Source organism: Rhodococcus sp. AG1013, assembly GCF_003350365.1.
In the GTDB taxonomy this organism is placed as follows: domain Bacteria; phylum Actinomycetota; class Actinomycetes; order Mycobacteriales; family Mycobacteriaceae; genus Prescottella.
Genome location: NZ_QQAT01000024.1, coordinates 16976 through 33358, shown reverse-complemented (window position 1 = coordinate 33358; position 16383 = coordinate 16976). Strand labels below are relative to the sequence as shown.

At 69.4% G+C, this 16383-nt stretch carries 17 protein-coding genes; 11 read left to right on the top strand and 6 right to left on the bottom strand.

Features of this window, described 5'->3' with window-relative positions; genetic code table 11:
• Window positions 1-5: 5 nt before the first annotated feature.
• Window positions 6-1067 carry a hypothetical protein gene (locus DEU38_RS23605; protein ID WP_114723814.1) on the bottom strand — a complete coding sequence of 354 codons (1062 nt, stop codon included), beginning with the start codon at window positions 1065-1067 and terminating at the stop codon, window positions 6-8.
• 163 nt (window positions 1068-1230) lie between these two features.
• Here DEU38_RS23605 and DEU38_RS23600 point away from each other — a divergent pair, with 163 nt between their 5' ends.
• Window positions 1231-3723, top strand: coding sequence for an ATP-dependent Clp protease ATP-binding subunit (locus tag DEU38_RS23600; protein WP_114723813.1), 2493 nt, complete (start codon window positions 1231-1233; stop codon window positions 3721-3723).
• 28 nt (window positions 3724-3751) lie between these two features.
• Here the strand turns inward: DEU38_RS23600 and DEU38_RS23595 are convergent, their stop codons facing one another.
• Window positions 3752-4699: a helix-turn-helix domain-containing GNAT family N-acetyltransferase gene (locus DEU38_RS23595; protein WP_114723812.1), complete on the bottom strand. Its 948-nt coding sequence runs from the start codon at window positions 4697-4699 to the stop codon at window positions 3752-3754.
• 136 nt (window positions 4700-4835) lie between these two features.
• Here DEU38_RS23595 and dcm point away from each other — a divergent pair, with 136 nt between their 5' ends.
• The 3 genes from dcm to DEU38_RS23580 all read left to right on the top strand — a co-directional run bounded on the left by dcm (window position 4836) and on the right by DEU38_RS23580 (window position 7320).
• A complete protein-coding gene (dcm, locus tag DEU38_RS23590) occupies window positions 4836-5999 on the top strand; it encodes a DNA cytosine methyltransferase (RefSeq protein WP_114723874.1) in 1164 nt (387 codons plus the stop codon).
• 22 nt (window positions 6000-6021) lie between these two features.
• The gene (locus DEU38_RS23585) at window positions 6022-6426 is read left to right on the top strand and encodes a very short patch repair endonuclease (RefSeq protein ID WP_114723873.1); all 405 of its coding nucleotides are present in this window, start codon (window positions 6022-6024) and stop codon (window positions 6424-6426) included.
• A gap of 63 nt (window positions 6427-6489) precedes the next feature.
• Window positions 6490-7320 carry an NAD(P)-dependent oxidoreductase gene (locus DEU38_RS23580; RefSeq protein ID WP_114723811.1) on the top strand — a complete coding sequence of 277 codons (831 nt, stop codon included), beginning with the start codon at window positions 6490-6492 and terminating at the stop codon, window positions 7318-7320.
• A 33-nt stretch (window positions 7321-7353) separates the two neighbouring features.
• Here the strand turns inward: DEU38_RS23580 and DEU38_RS23575 are convergent, their stop codons facing one another.
• Window positions 7354-7740 (bottom strand): VOC family protein, encoded by a 387-nt coding sequence (locus DEU38_RS23575; RefSeq protein ID WP_114723872.1) that lies wholly within the window; start codon window positions 7738-7740, stop codon window positions 7354-7356.
• Window positions 7741-7802: 62 nt separating this feature from the next.
• Here DEU38_RS23575 and DEU38_RS23570 point away from each other — a divergent pair, with 62 nt between their 5' ends.
• Window positions 7803-8765, top strand: coding sequence for a YafY family protein (locus DEU38_RS23570; protein WP_114723810.1), 963 nt, complete (start codon window positions 7803-7805; stop codon window positions 8763-8765).
• Window positions 8766-8794: 29 nt separating this feature from the next.
• Here the strand turns inward: DEU38_RS23570 and DEU38_RS23565 are convergent, their stop codons facing one another.
• Window positions 8795-9601 (bottom strand): aldose 1-epimerase, encoded by an 807-nt coding sequence (locus DEU38_RS23565; RefSeq protein WP_114723871.1) that lies wholly within the window; start codon window positions 9599-9601, stop codon window positions 8795-8797.
• A gap of 101 nt (window positions 9602-9702) precedes the next feature.
• Between DEU38_RS23565 and DEU38_RS23560 the strand changes: the two genes are divergently transcribed.
• The 5 genes from DEU38_RS23560 to DEU38_RS23540 all read left to right on the top strand — a co-directional run bounded on the left by DEU38_RS23560 (window position 9703) and on the right by DEU38_RS23540 (window position 13920).
• The gene (locus DEU38_RS23560; protein ID WP_114723809.1) at window positions 9703-10800 is read left to right on the top strand and encodes a glycerophosphodiester phosphodiesterase family protein; all 1098 of its coding nucleotides are present in this window, start codon (window positions 9703-9705) and stop codon (window positions 10798-10800) included.
• Between the two features lie 170 nt (window positions 10801-10970).
• Window positions 10971-11780, top strand: coding sequence for a class I SAM-dependent methyltransferase (locus DEU38_RS23555; RefSeq protein ID WP_174907588.1), 810 nt, complete (start codon window positions 10971-10973; stop codon window positions 11778-11780).
• Window positions 11777-12553 carry a class I SAM-dependent methyltransferase gene (locus DEU38_RS23550; RefSeq protein ID WP_114723807.1) on the top strand — a complete coding sequence of 259 codons (777 nt, stop codon included), beginning with the start codon at window positions 11777-11779 and terminating at the stop codon, window positions 12551-12553. Before DEU38_RS23555 ends, DEU38_RS23550 begins: the two co-directional genes overlap by 4 nt.
• Window positions 12550-13458, top strand: coding sequence for a mycobacterial-type methylenetetrahydrofolate reductase (locus DEU38_RS23545; protein ID WP_114723806.1), 909 nt, complete (start codon window positions 12550-12552; stop codon window positions 13456-13458). The genes DEU38_RS23550 and DEU38_RS23545 overlap by 4 nt, the downstream gene beginning before the upstream one ends.
• A gap of 30 nt (window positions 13459-13488) precedes the next feature.
• A complete protein-coding gene (locus DEU38_RS23540) occupies window positions 13489-13920 on the top strand; it encodes a PaaI family thioesterase (RefSeq protein WP_114723805.1) in 432 nt (143 codons plus the stop codon).
• Here the strand turns inward: DEU38_RS23540 and pcaG are convergent, their stop codons facing one another.
• Both pcaG and pcaH read right to left on the bottom strand, forming a co-directional pair.
• A complete protein-coding gene (pcaG, locus tag DEU38_RS23535; RefSeq protein WP_258558126.1) occupies window positions 13921-14592 on the bottom strand; it encodes a protocatechuate 3,4-dioxygenase subunit alpha in 672 nt (223 codons plus the stop codon).
• A complete protein-coding gene (pcaH, locus tag DEU38_RS23530; protein ID WP_114723804.1) occupies window positions 14589-15320 on the bottom strand; it encodes a protocatechuate 3,4-dioxygenase subunit beta in 732 nt (243 codons plus the stop codon). Before pcaH ends, pcaG begins: the two co-directional genes overlap by 4 nt.
• A gap of 95 nt (window positions 15321-15415) precedes the next feature.
• Here pcaH and DEU38_RS23525 point away from each other — a divergent pair, with 95 nt between their 5' ends.
• Window positions 15416-16372 carry a LysR substrate-binding domain-containing protein gene (locus DEU38_RS23525; RefSeq protein ID WP_114723803.1) on the top strand — a complete coding sequence of 319 codons (957 nt, stop codon included), beginning with the start codon at window positions 15416-15418 and terminating at the stop codon, window positions 16370-16372.
• Window positions 16373-16383 lie beyond the last annotated feature (11 nt).

Genomic DNA, 16383 nt, shown 5'->3' with positions numbered 1-16383 from the left:
GGTCGTCATTCGGACAATTCGCCGCGCCCCTCGGCGCGCTCGAGCACGGCGATGCGCCGCGAGAAGACCACGAGGGCACTCAACCCGACCGCGACGTTGATGAGCGCCCCGAACTCCTCGGCGACGAAGTTGAAGACCTCCGTCAGCAGGATCGTCACCAGCGCCGCGACCCGCAGCATCCGGACCGGCCAGATACGACCGCCCCGCAGTCGGGCGATCGCGACCCAACACAGCACGAACGCGACGGTCGAGCCGCACATCTGGCCGATCGTGGTGATGTCGGTACCGGTGCCGCCCTCGAGGTCCTCGGAGAGCGTGACGACGGCGTTGACCAGTCCGGCGGTGGAGAACAGGGCGAGCGCGATCGCGGCGATCCACAGCGCGCGGGTGCCGTCGAACACCCGCGACAGGCGCTCGCCGAGCCACGTGGCGACGGTGTCGAGGCGTCCGGTCCGGCGCGGCGCACACCGGGACAGCAGGTCCTCGACGCTCGCGATCGCCGCGGGGTCGACACCGGACGCCGCGGCCCGGCGCAACTGCCGGCGAGCCTGGGCCTGGCGGTGCGGCGTGAGGCCGCGGACCAGCCCGTCCGCGGCGGTGCTGGCGGCGTTGACGAGGTCTTCGGCGGTGGTCTGCTGCCGGGCGTCGTGAATCCACCGGTTGACCAGCAGCAGCGCCACGACGACCACGTACATGATCGCGACCGCGGGCTGGAAGAAGTAATCGTTTGTCTGCGTAACGAATTTGCCGACCTCGTCCAGGAACAGACCGAAGCCGATACCGCCGGCCACCACCGCGACCATCCGCGGCAGGGCGCCCAGGAACGAGAAGACGACCACCAGCGCGACCACCATCCCGAGTCCGCCCCACAGCGCGTGCGCGATGTGCAGCGTCGCGCCACCGATCTGAGGGAATCCGGTCGCGTACAGGTACGCGCGGGTCACCAGGATCGTCAGGATTCCGATGACGACGAACGCCTCGACCAGCGCGCCGGCCTGCGCGTCACGCAGCAGCCTCGGGTTGCGGGTACTGGACGGGTGTTGGGTGGGAACAGGCGCGGTCACCATGCGGCACAAACCCTTTCGGCAGGTGTCGGCGGCACGTGCCGCGAACTGGGGCGGAGGACTCTTTACTTTCACCCGCGGTGGTCGCAAGGTTGAGGGTGGTCCACCGGGAAGTAAGGACGAGTCCGAACCAGATAGCTGTAATCAGAGATTTGGAGGATAGGACATGACCGAAGGCTGGGGACGCATGGACAGCCCCTTCGACGACATTTTCGCGAGGTTCTTCGGATCGGGGTTGTCGTCTCAGCCCCCGGTCCAACGCGTCGATCTGGGTCGGCTGCTCAATGACGACGCTCGGCGACTGATCGCCGTCGCGCGGGATGCGGCGAGCGAATGGGGCAACACCGAGATCACCCCCGAACACCTGCTGTACGCGGCGGCGCAGAATGATCCGACCCGCGGCGTGCTCAGCAGCATCAACCTGGATCCGGACGAGTTGGCCGCCAAGATGGCGGCCCATCTGGACAAGCACGGCACCCCCAAGACGACACCCGGCGCGCCGAGCCTCAGTCCGGCCGCGAAGCTCGCACTGCGGACCGCGCAGCAGCAGGCCAGCGAGGCCGGCAGCAGCTACATCGGCCCCGAGCACATCCTGATCGGCATCGCCGCGAACTCGGAGAGCCCCGCCGGCAAGGCGCTGCTGGGCGCCACCATCGAGGGCGAGAAGGCGTCGGCGCCGCCGAGTTCGACACCGACGCTCGACGAGTACGGCCGCGACCTCACCGCCGAGGCCCGGGCCGGCAACATCGACCCGGTGGTGGGCCGCGCCAACGAGGTCGAGCAGACCATCGAGATCCTGTCCCGGCGGCGCAAGAACAATCCGGTGCTGATCGGTGATCCGGGCGTCGGCAAGACCGCGATCGTCGAGGGACTGGCGCAGCGGATCGTCAACGGCGACGTGCCGTCGACGCTCACGGACCGGCGCGTCGTCGCGCTCGACGTCGGCTCGCTGGTCGCGGGCACGAAGTACCGCGGCGAGTTCGAGGAGCGGCTGACGAAGATCCTCGACGAGGTCAAGGCGCACTCGGACGAGCTGGTCCTGTTCATCGACGAGCTGCACACGATCGTCGGCGCCGGGGCCGGCGGCGAGGGCGCGATGGATGCCGGCAACCTCCTCAAGCCGGCGTTGGCGCGCGGCGAGCTCCACGCGATCGGTGCGACCACGATCGACGAGTACCGCAAGCACATCGAGAAGGACGCCGCGCTCGAGCGCCGCTTCCAGCCGGTGTTGGTCGCGGAACCGTCCGTGGACGACACCATCGAGATCCTGCGCGGCCTGGTCGACAGCTACGAGGCGCACCACCAGGTGCACTACACCGACGAGGCCCTCGTCGCGGCGGCCGAGCTCTCCGACCGGTACATCACCGACCGGTTCATGCCGGACAAGGCGATCGACCTCGTGGACCAGGCGGGTGCCCGCGTCCGGCTGCGCACCCGCACACCCGATTTCGACACCCGCGCCGCGGAAGAGGAGCTGTCGCGGCTCAAGCGGGAGAAGGATTCCGCGGTCGGCCAGGAGGACTACGAGCGGGCCAACGCGCTCAAGGCACAGATCACCGAGGCCGAGGAGCGGCTGGGCGAGACGGCGGAGGAGAGCACGCCGGACGTCACGGTCCTCGACATCGCGCACGTCGTCTCGCGGCAGACCGGCATTCCGGTCGCGGACCTCACGGCCGAGGAACGCGAGCGGCTGATGAAGCTCGAGGATGTCCTGCACGAGCGGGTGATCGGGCAGGCCGAGGCGGTCACCGCGGTGGCCGAGGCGGTGCGCCGCTCCCGCGCCGGGCTGTCGGATCCGAACCGCCCGATCGGGTCGTTCATGTTCCTCGGCCCCACCGGCGTCGGCAAGACCGAGACGGCGAAGGCGTTGGCGGAGGCGGTGTTCGGCGACGAGGACCGGATGATCCGGTTCGACATGAGCGAGTTCCAGGAGAAGCACACCGTCTCGCGACTCGTCGGCGCCCCACCCGGTTACGTCGGCTACGAGGAGGCCGGGCAGCTCACCGACAAGGTCCGGCGACAGCCGTACTCGGTAGTGCTGTTCGACGAGGTCGAGAAGGCGCACCCGGACGTGTTCAACGTCCTGTTGCAGCTCCTCGACGACGGCCGGGTCACCGACGCGCAGGGCCGCACGGTCGACTTCAAGAACACCATCGTGATCCTCACCAGCAACATCGGCTCCGACCTGATCCTCGGGGCGAAGGGCGAGGACGTCGAGGATCTGGTGCCGACGCTGATGGAGCGGCTGCGGTCGCATTTCCGGCCCGAGTTCCTCAACCGGATCGACGAGACCATCGTGTTCCACCGGCTCGACCAGACCGAGCTGCGGCAGATCATCGAGCTGATCCTCGACAGCACCCGCCGCCAGCTGCACGCCCAGAAGGTGGAGCTCGACATCACCGAGGACGCCGTCGACTGGCTCGCCGAGAAGGGCTACCAGCCGGAGTTCGGGGCGCGGCCGCTGCGGCGCACCATCCAGAAGGAGCTCGACAACCGGCTCGCCGGACTGCTGCTGTCGGGCGAGCTGGAACCCGACGACACCGTCCGGGTGTCGGCGAACGGCGGCCTCGAACTCGGCGTCGTGCATCCCGGCAAGGGCGAGGGCTCGCTGCCGGACAAGTCGGAGAAGTCGGGGGCCACCGCGGCGTCGGAGTCGTGACCGCGACCCGCGCGTCCGCGGTGGGCGATCAGTCCGCCGCGGACGCGCGGTCCTTCTCGAACCTGGACATGAGGTCCTTCTCGAACCAGGACATGAGGTCCTTCTCGAACCAGTGGGTGGCGTAGGCGTTGTCGTTGTACGCCGGGATGCGCCGATAGCCCGACCGCTCGTACAGCGCAACGGCCTCATTGAGCGCGGCGTTGGTGTCGAGCCGGACCAGCCGTGCGCCGTGGTCGGCGGCGTAGGCCTCGAGAGCGTCGAGCAGACGACGGGCGATCCCGAGACCGCGCGCGTCCGGGGACACCCACATGCGTTTGATCTCCGCGACCCCGTCGTGAAGCTTGACGGCGCCGCAGCCGACCGCGGTGCCGCGCAGATCCGCGATCAGGACGGTCCCGTTGGGCGGCCGCAGGTCGTCGCCGTCGGCGGGCGTGCTCGCCGACGGATCGAAGCCGACGTCGAGGCGCTCGTCGACTTCCGCGAAGTAGCGGCCGAAACACAAGCGGACCGCCTCCGAGTCCGGATCGGCCACGGCGATGCCGACGGCGGCGGCATCGAGCAGGCGCGTGACCGTGCCCATCGCGCCGAGCAGTTCGCCGCGCTGACGGTCCGGCAGTGCGCCCAGGATCCGCTCCGCCCGATCCTGCGACGCCTTCTCCAGGGCGTCGCACTCGGCGCGACCGGCCGTGGTGAGCGTGACCACACGCCCGCGCCCGTCGTCCGGATCGGGCTCGATCCGCAGGACCCCGGCGTCGGCGAGGGCCCCGAGCAGACGACTCGCGTAGCCGGAATCGAGGTCGAATCGCGCCCGCAGATCGCGCACGCGGACGGTGTCGTGGCCGACCTCCCACAGGATCCTGGCCTGCGAGTACGGGCGCGGCAGATCCAGGTAGCGATCGTGCAGCACGCCCAACTGCTCGGTGATGCCCATGTTGAACGAACGCAGCGCCGCGGTGTCCTTCGATAGGTCGCTCATTTACCTGACTTTAGTCAGATAACTTGTTCCCGCCCATCCCGAGGGGACGCCCACCCGGGCGGGCGGGCGCTGTGCGCGAAGTCGTCGGAGTTCTCGAGTAACGTTCACCCAGTATTTGTGCGTGAGGAAGGGTGCCGTGACGTCGACCGGGAACATGGTGGGGCTGTTCGCCGGCATCGGCGGGGTGGAGTTGGGCCTCCGCAGCCACGGCTGGGAAACCGAACTGCTGTGCGAGATCGACGCCGGCGCCCAGCAGGTGCTGCGCACCCGATTCGCAGGCGTCGAACTACACGGTGACGTCACCCGGCTGCGCTCGCTGCCGCAGCGTACCGAGCTGGTCGCGGCCGGGTTCCCGTGTCAGGACCTCTCCCAGGCCGGCCGCACCGCCGGCATCACCGGATCCCGTTCCGGGCTGGTCGACGAGGTGTTCCGCCTGGTCAAGCGCAAGAAGGGCCCGCGCTGGCTGCTCATCGAGAACGTCCCGTTCATGCTGCAGCTGAGCCGCGGCGCGGCGATGCGGCACATCACCGACGCGCTCGAGGATCTCGGCTACACGTGGGCGTACCGGGTGGTCGATGCCCGCGCGTTCGGCCTGCCGCAGCGTCGCCAGCGCGTGCTGATGCTCGCGTCGCGCACCGACGATCCCCGCGAGGTGCTGTTCGGCCAGGACGCCGGCGCCCCCGACGAGGGCGATCCGTCACTGCATCCGTGCGGCTTCTACTGGACCGAGGGCATCCGCGGTCTCGGCTGGGCGGTCAACGCGGTGCCCACCCTCAAGGGCGGCTCCACCGTCGGGATCGCGTCACCGCCCGCGGTGCGGTTGCCGTCCGGGGAGATCGTCACCCCCGGCCTGATCGACGCCGAACGCCTGCAGGGCTTCGACCCGGACTGGACCGCACCGGCCGTCGAGGCCAAGGGGGTTCGCAACGGGCACCGCTGGCGGCTGGTCGGCAACGCCGTGAGCGTCCGGATGGCCGCGTGGGCGGGCGGCCGCCTCACCGAACGCATCCCCTACAGCCCCGACCACGAGACACCGTTGAAGCCGGGCGACGCGTGGCCCAGCGCCGCGTGGGGCCGCAACCGGCAGGCGTTCCGGGTCCACGAGTCGCACTGGCCGGTCCAGGACCCGTACGAGGATCTCAGCGGGTTCCTCGAGCACTCGCAGCTGCTGTCGGCCCGGGCCACCGCCGGGTTCCTCAAGCGGGCGCGCACCGGCAGCCTGCGCTTCGTGCCCGGCTTCCTCGACGACATCGAGAGCCACCTCGACCGGATGGGTGGCTACCCGGAAGCAGCCGCCTGATTCCGGTGCGAGGATGGTGTCGATGCCCTCGACCGATCCCCTGACCAGCGCCCGGATGCGGGCGCAGCGCCGCCGCGACACCGTCCCGGAGGTCGCGCTGCGACGCGAGCTGCACCGCCGCGGGGCCCGGTTCTTCGTCGACCGCGCTCCCCTGACCGGGTTGCGCCGGCGCGCCGATCTGGTGTTCCCGCGCCGCCGCGTCGCGGTCTACGTCGACGGCTGTTTCTGGCACAGCTGCCCGCAGCACGCCACCGCGCCCAAGAACAACGCGCAGTGGTGGGCGGACAAATTGGCGGCCAACGTCGTTCGCGACCGCGACACCGACGCCCGACTCGCCGCGGCGGGGTGGACCGTGGTGCGGATCTGGGAGCACGAGGATCCGGCGGAAGCGGCGGACCGGGTGCAGGCGGCTCTGGCCGGCGCGTGACCGCGGGTCTCGAATCGGCCGCGAAACCGGCGGCGACGGCGCGAGTTTCCTAGGCTCGTGTCCATGAGGATCCTCATCGCCGGTGCCGGGGGCGTCGTCGGACTGCCGCTCACCCGGGAACTGATCGCGCAGGGCCACGAGGTGGTGGGCACCTCGCGCAAGCCGGACTCGCGTCCCGAACTGCGCGACGCGGGCGCCACCGTCGTCCGGTTGGACGCCTTCGACGCGGCCTCCGTCGAACACGCGATCGCCGAGGCCCGCCCGGACGCGGTGATCCATCAGCTCACCGACCTGTCCGGCGCCGACCTCGAGGCCAACGCGGAACTACGCATCGTCGGCACTCGCACCCTCGTCGACGCGATGCGCCGGTACGGCGTCGAGCGACTGATCACGCAGTCCATCGCGTGGCTGTACGCCGACGGGGAAGGTCTCGCCGACGAGACCGCCCCGCTCATGGAGGCCACCGGGCCGAACGCCCGGACCGTCGAGGGCGTGGTCGCCATGGAGCACGAGTCCGCCGAGATCCCGAACCACGTGGTCCTGCGCTACGGCAAGCTGTACGGCCCCGGCACGTGGTACTCCCCCGACGGCGACTTCGGCCGCGCCGCACGCGACGGCGTCTTCGCCGGCAACGGCATCGAGAGCTTCCTGCACATCGCCGACACCGTCGCCCCCACCGTCGCGGCCCTCGACTGGCCCACCGGGATCGTCAACATCGTCGACGACGAGCCCGCCGGACCGGACACCTGGGTGCCGACGTTCTGCCGCTGGGTGGGAGCGCAGGAGCCGACGGGCCTGGGGCCCGGCCACGGTCGGGGCGCGTCGAACGCGAAGGCACGCGGCCTGGGCTGGGAACCGAAGTACCCGACATGGCGGACGGGGATGTCGGGCTGACGATCCGACGACGGCGGCCGACCCGTAGACCGCTCAGCCGTTGCGCGAGAGGCAGAAGGGGTGCCCGGCCGGGTCCAGCAGAACCCTCCAGTGGGCGGTGTCGGGCTGGAACGTGGGAAGCTCCGCCCCCAGCGACAGCACGTACGCCTGTGCCGCATCGAGATCGTCGACGCCTAGTTCGATGTGTGCCTGTTTTCCTTCTGCCGGGTCCGGCCACGTGGGCCTGCGGTAGTCGGCGACACGAATGAAGCCGAGACCGGGCTCGCCGCCACGGCCCAGCAGGACGAAGTCGTCACTCGAGTACAGGACCGGAAGCCCGAGCATCGAGCTGTAGAAGGCCGACAGTTCTGCGGGGTCCGGACAGTCGAAATCGACGGACAGGAAGCGGATTTGCGGTGGTGATGTCACGTTGTGCGTCATGAGCGCCACCATAGAAGCCGATAAGGACAGTTACTGTCCTGGTTGTTCGGGAAGATGGTGCTGTGATCGGTACCTCTGCCCGGCTGCTCGACCTGCTGGCCCTGCTGTCCACTCGTGTGCAATGGACTTCCGCCGAGTTGGCGAATCGGATGAATGTCGATGCGCGGACCATCCGTCGTGACGTCGCGCGGTTGCGGGAACTCGGCTACGTCGTGGAATCGGATCCGGGACCATGGGGCGGGTACCGGCTGGGATCCGGTCGCCAGATTCCGCCCTTCGTGCTCGATGACGACGAGGCGCTCGCGGTGGCGGTCGCGCTGCGCGAAGCGGCCGGCACCGGCGTGCTGGGCGGTGATCAGGCCGTGCTGTCCGCGCTGTTCAAACTGCACCGGGTACTGCCTGCGAGTGTGGCCGACCGGCTGCGTGCGATGGATACCGTGATCGTGCATTCGGCACAGGCCGGCGAGCCACAGATCGATCCGGACATCCTGCTGCGATTGGCGACGGCATGCCGCCGATTCGAGCGGCTCGTGCTGGCCTACCGAAATCACGGCGGGTTGGACTCCGTTCGAGAGGTGGACGCATATCGCCTCGTTCGACGGAACCGCCGTTGGTACCTGGTGGCCAAGGACGTGTCGAAGGGGGCATGGCGCAGCTTCCGGGCGGATCGCGTGCTCGAAACCCGCACCACGGGCAGCCGGGCCGAGCCGTTGGACGCACCGGATCCGGAAATATTTGTGGCAGAAGGAATCTCCAGCGTCGTGTACCCGATCTACGCGACCATTCGTCTCCCCCTACCGATCGAGCGTGCTCGGGCAGTGGTCCCACCGACGATCGGAACGCATACCGCTCGAGGCTCCGATTCCACGATCGTCGTCATCGGCGGCAACGACACCGATATGCTCGTCACCTACCTCCTGGGCCTGGGGGCCACCATCGAAGTGCTCTCCCCACCCGAGGTGCGCGACTCACTGCTCCAACGGATGCGTGACCTGATCGCGGTCAACACCCGACCGGACGCATAGGGGCACACCTGTCCGCACTCCACATCGGCTCAGAGCCGCGTCCACGTCCATCGGCAGTCGGCAACGAGGGGAGATTCCGGCGTCACGAGTTGCGGCATCGTGTTGACCCCGTTGGGTGGTCCCGATTGCGGCTCGACGCAGACGGCGTCATCTTCCATGTCGTAGACCACTACCCACTGCTCGGGGCTACCGAGTTCCAACCGGAGCAGACTCGGCCACGTCAGTACCACGTGCACGCCGTCGACCATCCCGAAGCAGTCGTCCCACGGTCCCGGCCTGGGGGCGATCCGCGCGCCCGACGGAAGGTAGTCGGGGCCGCGTAGTTCTTGCCAGTCGGGCGCGAAATCGATCCGAACAGGCTCGGTGTCGCGGCGCAGGTGGCGTGTGAACCACGGGTGCCACCCGACCTGTGCGGGAAAGGGATCCGATTCCGCGGTCACCTCCATGGAGAGGTCGAGGAAGTCCTCGGTCAGGCGGAATCTCTGGGTCACCCGACCCGCGAACGGCCACGGCGGGGCCAGCGCTTGCCGCAACGTCACGTGTGTGGCGGATGCGTCGACGACGTCCCATTCGCCGTCCCGTACCGTGCCGTGGATGGCGTGGGGGCCCGCATTGAGCGGGAAGTGATGCGTCACCGAGCCGACGGACAACTGGCCGTTGTCGATTCGCCCGCACCACGGCGCCATGGGGAAGCACCCGTACCCGTCGCCCTGCGCGAGCAGTTCGGCCCCGTCGATGACGAGGCGGGTGATCGCGCCGCCGCGCCGTGGCGAGATCCCGACGCGAATGTCACCGGCTTCTATTGCGAGATCGCCATTTTCGGTGTCACTGAACATGGCGGACATCATGCCTCCGATTCCGGAAATAGACCGAATCAATACTCGTCGTTCACCTGACGACCATCGGGCGGCCACGGCCTCCGCATAGCTTTCGCGGCATGAATCTTCGTCGGGCCATCTCCGCACTTGCGGTCACCTCCTTCGCCGCGCTGCCACTCGCGGCCCTCGCCCCGGCCACCGCGTCCGCCACCGGCAGCCTCGACTGGTTCGGATCGGCGGGCAGCAGCGCCCCGGCCGAGCCCACCTTCGATGTCCAGGCGCACCGCGGCGGCCTCGGCCTGTACACCGAGAGCAGCCTCGCCGCCTTCTCCAACGCGCTCGAAATGGGTGTCAGCACACTGGAACTGGACACGCAGGTCACCGAGGACGGCATCGCCGTCGTCACCCACGACCGCAAGATCTCGAACAAGAAGTGTCAGGACACCGCCCCGGCAACCCCGGGCGATCCGGAGTTCCCCTACGTCGGCAAGTACATCAAGGACCTGACTCTCGAGCAGATCAAGACCATGGACTGCGGCTCGCTGCGGCTCGCCGACCACCCCGGTCAACAGACGGTCCCGGGCGCGAAGATGCAGACCCTCACCGAGGTGCTCGATCTGGTGAAGTCGTACAACGCCCCCGACGTCAAGATGAACATCGAGACCAAGGTGGAGGCCGGCGCGCCGTCGGAGACCGCGCCCCGTGAGCTGTTCGTCGGCACCGTGCTGAACACCATCCGCGACGCCGGGATGCTCGACCGCGTCACGATCCAGAGCTTCGACTGGGGATCGCTCATGCTCACCCGTCAGCTCGCGCCGTCCGTCCCGCTCGTCGCGCTCACCAACGGCGACTTCCTGCAGATCGGCAAGGACGGCGCCTCGCCGTGGCTGGGCGGGCTCGACATCGACGACTTCGGCGGCGACGCCATCGCGGCGATCTCCACGTTCGGCGCGTCGGCGTACTCGCCGGTGCAGGGCACCCCGCAGAACGGCAAGGTGTCCGACCCGAACTTCACGCTGTACGTGACGAAGGAGATGGTCGACTCGGCCCACGCACGTGACATCAAGGTCATCCCGTGGACCGTCGACGACCCCGAGACCATGCATGCCCTGATGGACCTCGACGTCGACGGCATCATCACCGACTACCCCGACCGCCTGCGCACCGTCCTCACCGAGCGGGGACTCGAGCTGCCCGCGCCCGCGGCGAAGAAGTAGCGCCTCACCCATTCGAATTCGACGCCCCCGCCGACACCTGTCGGCGGGGGCGTCGCCGTCGGCCACCCCGACAGTCACCGGGTTCTCGGTACCATCGGGAGTGGACCTGTCGCCCGTGTGACCGAGGCAGCGGCGGGCCTCGGCAGGTGCAATCCAGGGAGATGATCCACGTGGATCGATCGACGGAGCCGGAACAGATCTCGACCCTCGCGACCCCGCAGCGGCTGGAAAAGCTGCTGCGGCCGGGTGTGACGTGGGTGCCGACGGCGGACGGGTATTTCGACACGCTGCCCGGTGAGACCGTTCCCCCACCGGGGCGCGCGCAGGCCGCGTGGCAGACGTCGCTCGGCGCGGCGATGTACCAACGAATGCAACGGGTGACCGCCGCCGTGATGGCCCCCGGATTCTCGACCGTCGCCGCCCAACTCCGGTTGCGACCGGGGCAGACGGTCGTCGACGTCGGTTGTGGGCCCGGCAACGTCACCACCACCTTGGCCGACGCGGTCGGCCCGCACGGGCTGGCGGTCGGGGTGGACCTGTCGGCGCCGATGTTGGCGCGAGCGGGTCAGCGGCCCCGTCCGAACATCGGACTTCTCCGCGGAAACGCGACACACCTCCCGTTGCGCGACGACTGCGCCGACGCGGCCTGCGCCACATTGGTGATCATGCTCGTGCCCGAACCGGTCGACGCCCTGACCGAGATGATCCGGATCGTGAAACCGGGCGGATGGCTGCTGGTGATGGTCCCGTGCCGACCCGACGGACCCGCCGCGGTGGTCGCCCGCCCGCTGACGGACCTGGCCGAACGTTTCGGCGGCGCACGCATGTTCGCCCCGGATGGCCCGGCCATCCTGCTCGAGCAGCTCGGCTGTGAACGGATCTACACCCGGCAGCGGTGCAACATGCTCACCGTGCGAGCCCGCGCCCCGGCCTCCACCCAGGATTCGACATCCGCCTCGTCGGGAAGGAACAGCAAGTGAACGCGAATGCGCCCCAACCACCCACCCCACCGGGTCCCGCCGACTTCGATGCGCTGTATCGCGGCGACTTCGACGCCCTCAACCAGAACCCGCAGCCCACCGAGACCGCACAACACCCCGGGTTCCAGCTCGACAAGGTGCCGTGGGACATCGGCGAGGCCCAGCCGGTGATCCGCAACCTCGAGGCCGACGGTCAGATCGCGAGCGAGGTTCTCGACATCGGTTGCGGGCCGGGCGAAAACACGATATTCCTCGCAGACCGCGGATACCGGGTCTGCGGGCTCGACGCCGCGCCCGCCGCGATCGACATCGCCCGCGAACGCGCCCGACTGCGCGGGCTCGAGAAGGCCGTCCACTTCGACGTCGCCGATGCCCTCACCCTGACCGGCTACACCGACCGATTCACCACCGCGATCGACAGCGCGCTGTACCACTGCTTCGACGAGGACACGCGCCACCGCTACGTCGCGGCGCTGCACCGCGCCTGCCGACCGGGCGCGCGACTGCATCTCCTGTGTTTCTCGGACCTGGTTCCGGACGAGTTCCCCGGCCCCTTCCGGATCAGCGAAGGCAACCTCCGCGACACGCTCGCGGGTGCGGGATGGGCGATAAGACGGCTCGAACGCACCACGTACACCACCGCGATGACCCGCGGCGACATGGCCGGGCAGGCCGACGCGCCGCTGGCCGCCGTCGCCGACAGACTCGGCTACGACGCCCAGGACCGTCTCCTCGCCCCGGCCTGGCTGGCCACGGCCGTACGCGCGCAATGAACACGGTGGCACTGGAATTGGTGCCACCGGAACTCGACGGCGGCACGGACCGGGCCGGGCAGGAGACCGGCGCGGCCGCCGAACACTGTCGGCGCCACGGGCTCACCGGCCGTGTGAGCCACGTGATGCTGCCCGGCATCGTCGCCGAGGACGCGGATCGGCCCGTCGCGCTGACGCCGCGGATGGACGTGCTGGACTTCTGGGCGGCGGTCCGTCCGGCGCTCGGCCCGGTCGCGGGCCTGTGCACGCAGGTCACGGTGTTCCAGGACGAACGCCAACTCACCGACCGCGTGCGGCGGTTGCGCGACGCCGGCATGGACGGCATCACCTTCGTCGGCAAGCCGCACGGCATGCCGGTCGCCGCCGCGCCGGGGATCACGCCCCAGGACGCGCTCATGCGCTTCCGTGACCTGATCCCCCACCGCGGCGTGGTGATGATCCCCACGCGCCGAGGCGAAGTCGGCCGGTTCGACGAGAAATGCGAGTGCGGCGCGACCTTCGCGCTGACCCAGTTGCTGTACTCCGACCGGATCGTGGACTTCCTGCAGACGTTCGCCGCGCGCAGCGCACACCGCCCGGAGATCCTGCTGTCGTTCGGATACGTGCCCGGCATGGAGCGGCAGGTGCGGCTGATCGATTGGCTCATCCACGACACGGGCAACGAACTGGTCCGGCAGGAACAGGAATTCGTCGCCCACACTGCGGCCGGTTCACTGGAACAGCGCCGACACGCGCTGCTGGATCTCTACCGACGCGTGATCGACGGGGTCCACGATCTGGGGTTCCCGCTGGGCGTGCACCTCGAGGCGCCGTACGGCGTCTCCGGCGCGGCGTGCGAGACGTTCGCCGAGATGCTCGACTACTGGTCACCGGCACCGCCGTCGCTGACGTGCGATAGTCGATGACGGACAGTCGAACATCGCCGAGGAGGTTCCATGTCGAGTAGCGGGGCACGGCTCAGCGTCGAGGACGCCCGCACCCATCTCGCATCGCAGCCGTTCAGCGTCCTGCTCGGCGCCCGACTGGTCTCGTTCGACGCGGACGGCGCCGTTCTCGAGGTCGATTCCCGACCGGACCTGCTGCAGCAGAACGGTTTCCTGCACGGCGGGGTGCTCGCCTACGCCGCCGACAACACCCTCACCTACGCCGCCGGCACGGCGCTGGGGCCCGGCGTCCTCACCGGCGGCATGACCATCGAGTACGTGCGCCCCGCCCAGGGAAGGACACTGCGCGCCACCGCGCGGGTGATCCACTCCGGACGACGCCGCGCGGTGTGCCGGTGCGAGCTGGAGATGGTGGCCGACGACGGCAGCACCCGCCTGTGCGCCGTCGCGCAGGGCACCGTGCTGCCGGTCGCCGTCCCCTGATCAGATATCGAAGAAGACCGTCTCCGCGCCGCCGTCGGGGGTGTCCTGCAGCCGGATATCGAAGGTGTAGAACACCTTTCCGACCCGATCGGAACGCTTCGCGATCAGTGTCTCGCGGCGGGTCTCCCACTCGATGCCGCCCAGAACGGGGTCGGCGGCGTTCGCGGCGGCCTCGTCGTCGAAGTAGATCCGGGTGTGCAGTCCGACGTTGATACCGCGGGCGAACACCACGACGCAGATGTGCGGGGCCTGCACGCGACCGCCGTCGGCCTCGACCGGACCGGGCTTGATCGTGCGGAATTCGAAGACGCCGGAGTCGAAGTCGGCGCCGGTGCGCCCCCAGCCCCGGAACGTCGGGTCGAGCTGCTTGTCCTGCGGGTCGAGGCGGTGCGCGTACTTGCCCGACGCGTTGGCCTGCCAGATCTCGAGCAGCGCGTCGCGCACCAGGGTGCCGCTGCCGTCGAACACGCGGCCCTCGATCGTGATCCGCTCGCCCACGGTGTCGTCCGCAACCAGGTCGTTGCCGAAGTTGTTCTCGAAGATCTCGAAGCCGGCCTGCTGCGGCGCGAGTCCGATGTGTACGTACGGGCCGCCGGTCTGCGACGGCGTCTCCGGGAACCGGGTGACCATCGGGCGCGGGGTCAGCGGGACGGAGGGCAGGGCGAAGGTCATCGCGGGGCTCCCGGGAGGGTGTTCTCGAAGAAGGTGGCGCGCCGGCCGCGCAGGGTGACGTCGAAGCGATAGGTGCGGGCGTCGAACGGGATGTGGTTCGCCGGATCCTCCTGCGCGATGAGGCTGCGGACCTGCTCGACGGTGGGGATCGTCTTGGCGATGGGGCAGCGCTCGATCAGCGGGTCGCCCTCGAAGTACAGCTGGGTGATCAGCCGCTGGGCCCAGCCGTCGGCGCTGAGCGACATGTGGATGTGGGCGGGCCGCCACGCGTTGGTGCTGTTGGGCCACGGGTACGGGCCCGGCTTGATGGTGCGGAAGACGTAGTAGCCGTTGCTGTCGGTGATCATCCGACCGCAGCCACCGAAGTTCGGGTCGATCGGCGCGAGGTGGTACTTGTCGTTCTTGTGCCGGTAGCGCCCGCCCGCGTTGGCCTGCCACACCTCGACCAGGGCGCCCGAGACGGGATTGCCGAACTCGTCACGCACGTACCCGTGGACCACCAGGCGCTCGCCGATCGGCAGCCCGTCCTTTGCGAAGTTGAGGATCAGGTCGTTGTCCTTCTCCCCCAGTTCGCGCGCGCCGAACACCGGACCGGTGATCTCGGACAGCGTGTTCCGCGGCGAGATGAGCGCGTTGCGCGGCGAGCGCAGCACGCTGGTCTTGTAGCCCGGGGTCAGCGCGGGCGGATGCACCGTCGCGTCGCGTTCGACGAATTCGCCGATGGTCATGGTGATACTCCTGTCGAGCGGGTTCCCGACCACGCTATTTCTGAGTTCATCTCATGTAAATTGACCATTTCTGCTCATTTCCATAACCTACGGCTATGCCTGCCGGGTTCGTTCCGCCTCCCGAATCCCCCGTCGCGTCCCGACTGCTGCACCGGATCCGGCTGCGGCACCTCACGTGCTTCGTCGCGGTGGCACAGGAGCGCAACCTCGGCCGGGCCGCCGAGCGACTGCACCTGACCCAGCCGGCGGTGACCAAGACCCTCAACGAGCTCGAGGCACTCGCCGGGACGCGCCTGGTCGACCGGGGTCGGCACGGCGCCCGGCTCACCCCCGCGGGCGAGCAGTTCCTGCGGCACGCGGTGGAGGTGACCGACGCGATGGAGTCGGCGGCGTCGGCCCTCGCCGGCGCGGGCGCCCCCAGCGCACCGATCCGGGTCGGCGCCCTACCGACGGTCGCCAGCGTGCTACTGCCGGCCGCGATCTCCCGCCTGCACGAGCGGTATCCCGGCGTGGGAGTCCAGGTCACCACCGGGTCCAACGCGGTCCTGCTCGCCGCGGTGCGCGCCGGGGAACTCGACCTCGCGCTCGGACGCATGACCGAACCCGTTGCGCTGCAGGATGTCGCCTTCGAACTGCTCTACACCGAATCGCTGGCGTTGATCGTCCGCCCCGACCACCCGCTCACCGCGTCCACGGGTCCGGCATCGATGCCCGCGGTGCTCGAGTACCCCCTGGTGGTCGCGACGGCGGGTACCGTCCCGCGTCACCACACCGAGGTGCTGCTGCAGCGGCACGGCCTGCACCTGTCGGCCGGCTGCGTCGAAACCCTCGACGTCACCGTGGCCCGCACCCTCGCCCGCCGCGGCAATGCGGTGTGGTTCACCCCCGAGCGGGTGCCGCAGACCGACCTCGATGACGGCACTCTCGTGCGGCTGCCGCAGCCGACTCCGGGCACCGCCGAGCCGGTGGGACTGTTCCGACGACCCGCAGCGGAATCCTCCGCCGCCATCGAGGAACTGGCCGGAATCCTGCGGGAGCTCGCCGACGGATAGCCGTAACCGGG

Bases quoted from the DNA above. Each gene is read 5' to 3' on its own strand.
- DEU38_RS23605 (WP_114723814.1), bottom strand. From the start codon at position 1,067: ATGGTGACCGCGCCTGTTCCCACCCAACACCCGTCCAGTACCCGCAAC.
- DEU38_RS23600 (WP_114723813.1), top strand. From the start codon at position 1,231: ATGACCGAAGGCTGGGGACGCATGGACAGCCCCTTCGACGACATTTTC.
- DEU38_RS23595 (WP_114723812.1), bottom strand. From the start codon at position 4,699: ATGAGCGACCTATCGAAGGACACCGCGGCGCTGCGTTCGTTCAACATG.
- DEU38_RS23585 (WP_114723873.1), top strand. From the start codon at position 6,022: ATGCCCTCGACCGATCCCCTGACCAGCGCCCGGATGCGGGCGCAGCGC.
- DEU38_RS23580 (WP_114723811.1), top strand. From the start codon at position 6,490: ATGAGGATCCTCATCGCCGGTGCCGGGGGCGTCGTCGGACTGCCGCTC.
- DEU38_RS23575 (WP_114723872.1), bottom strand. From the start codon at position 7,740: ATGACGCACAACGTGACATCACCACCGCAAATCCGCTTCCTGTCCGTC.
- DEU38_RS23565 (WP_114723871.1), bottom strand. From the start codon at position 9,601: ATGTTCAGTGACACCGAAAATGGCGATCTCGCAATAGAAGCCGGTGAC.
- DEU38_RS23560 (WP_114723809.1), top strand. From the start codon at position 9,703: ATGAATCTTCGTCGGGCCATCTCCGCACTTGCGGTCACCTCCTTCGCC.
- DEU38_RS23545 (WP_114723806.1), top strand. From the start codon at position 12,550: ATGAACACGGTGGCACTGGAATTGGTGCCACCGGAACTCGACGGCGGC.
- DEU38_RS23540 (WP_114723805.1), top strand. From the start codon at position 13,489: ATGTCGAGTAGCGGGGCACGGCTCAGCGTCGAGGACGCCCGCACCCAT.
- pcaG (WP_258558126.1), bottom strand. From the start codon at position 14,592: ATGACCTTCGCCCTGCCCTCCGTCCCGCTGACCCCGCGCCCGATGGTC.
- pcaH (WP_114723804.1), bottom strand. From the start codon at position 15,320: ATGACCATCGGCGAATTCGTCGAACGCGACGCGACGGTGCATCCGCCC.
- DEU38_RS23525 (WP_114723803.1), top strand. From the start codon at position 15,416: ATGCCTGCCGGGTTCGTTCCGCCTCCCGAATCCCCCGTCGCGTCCCGA.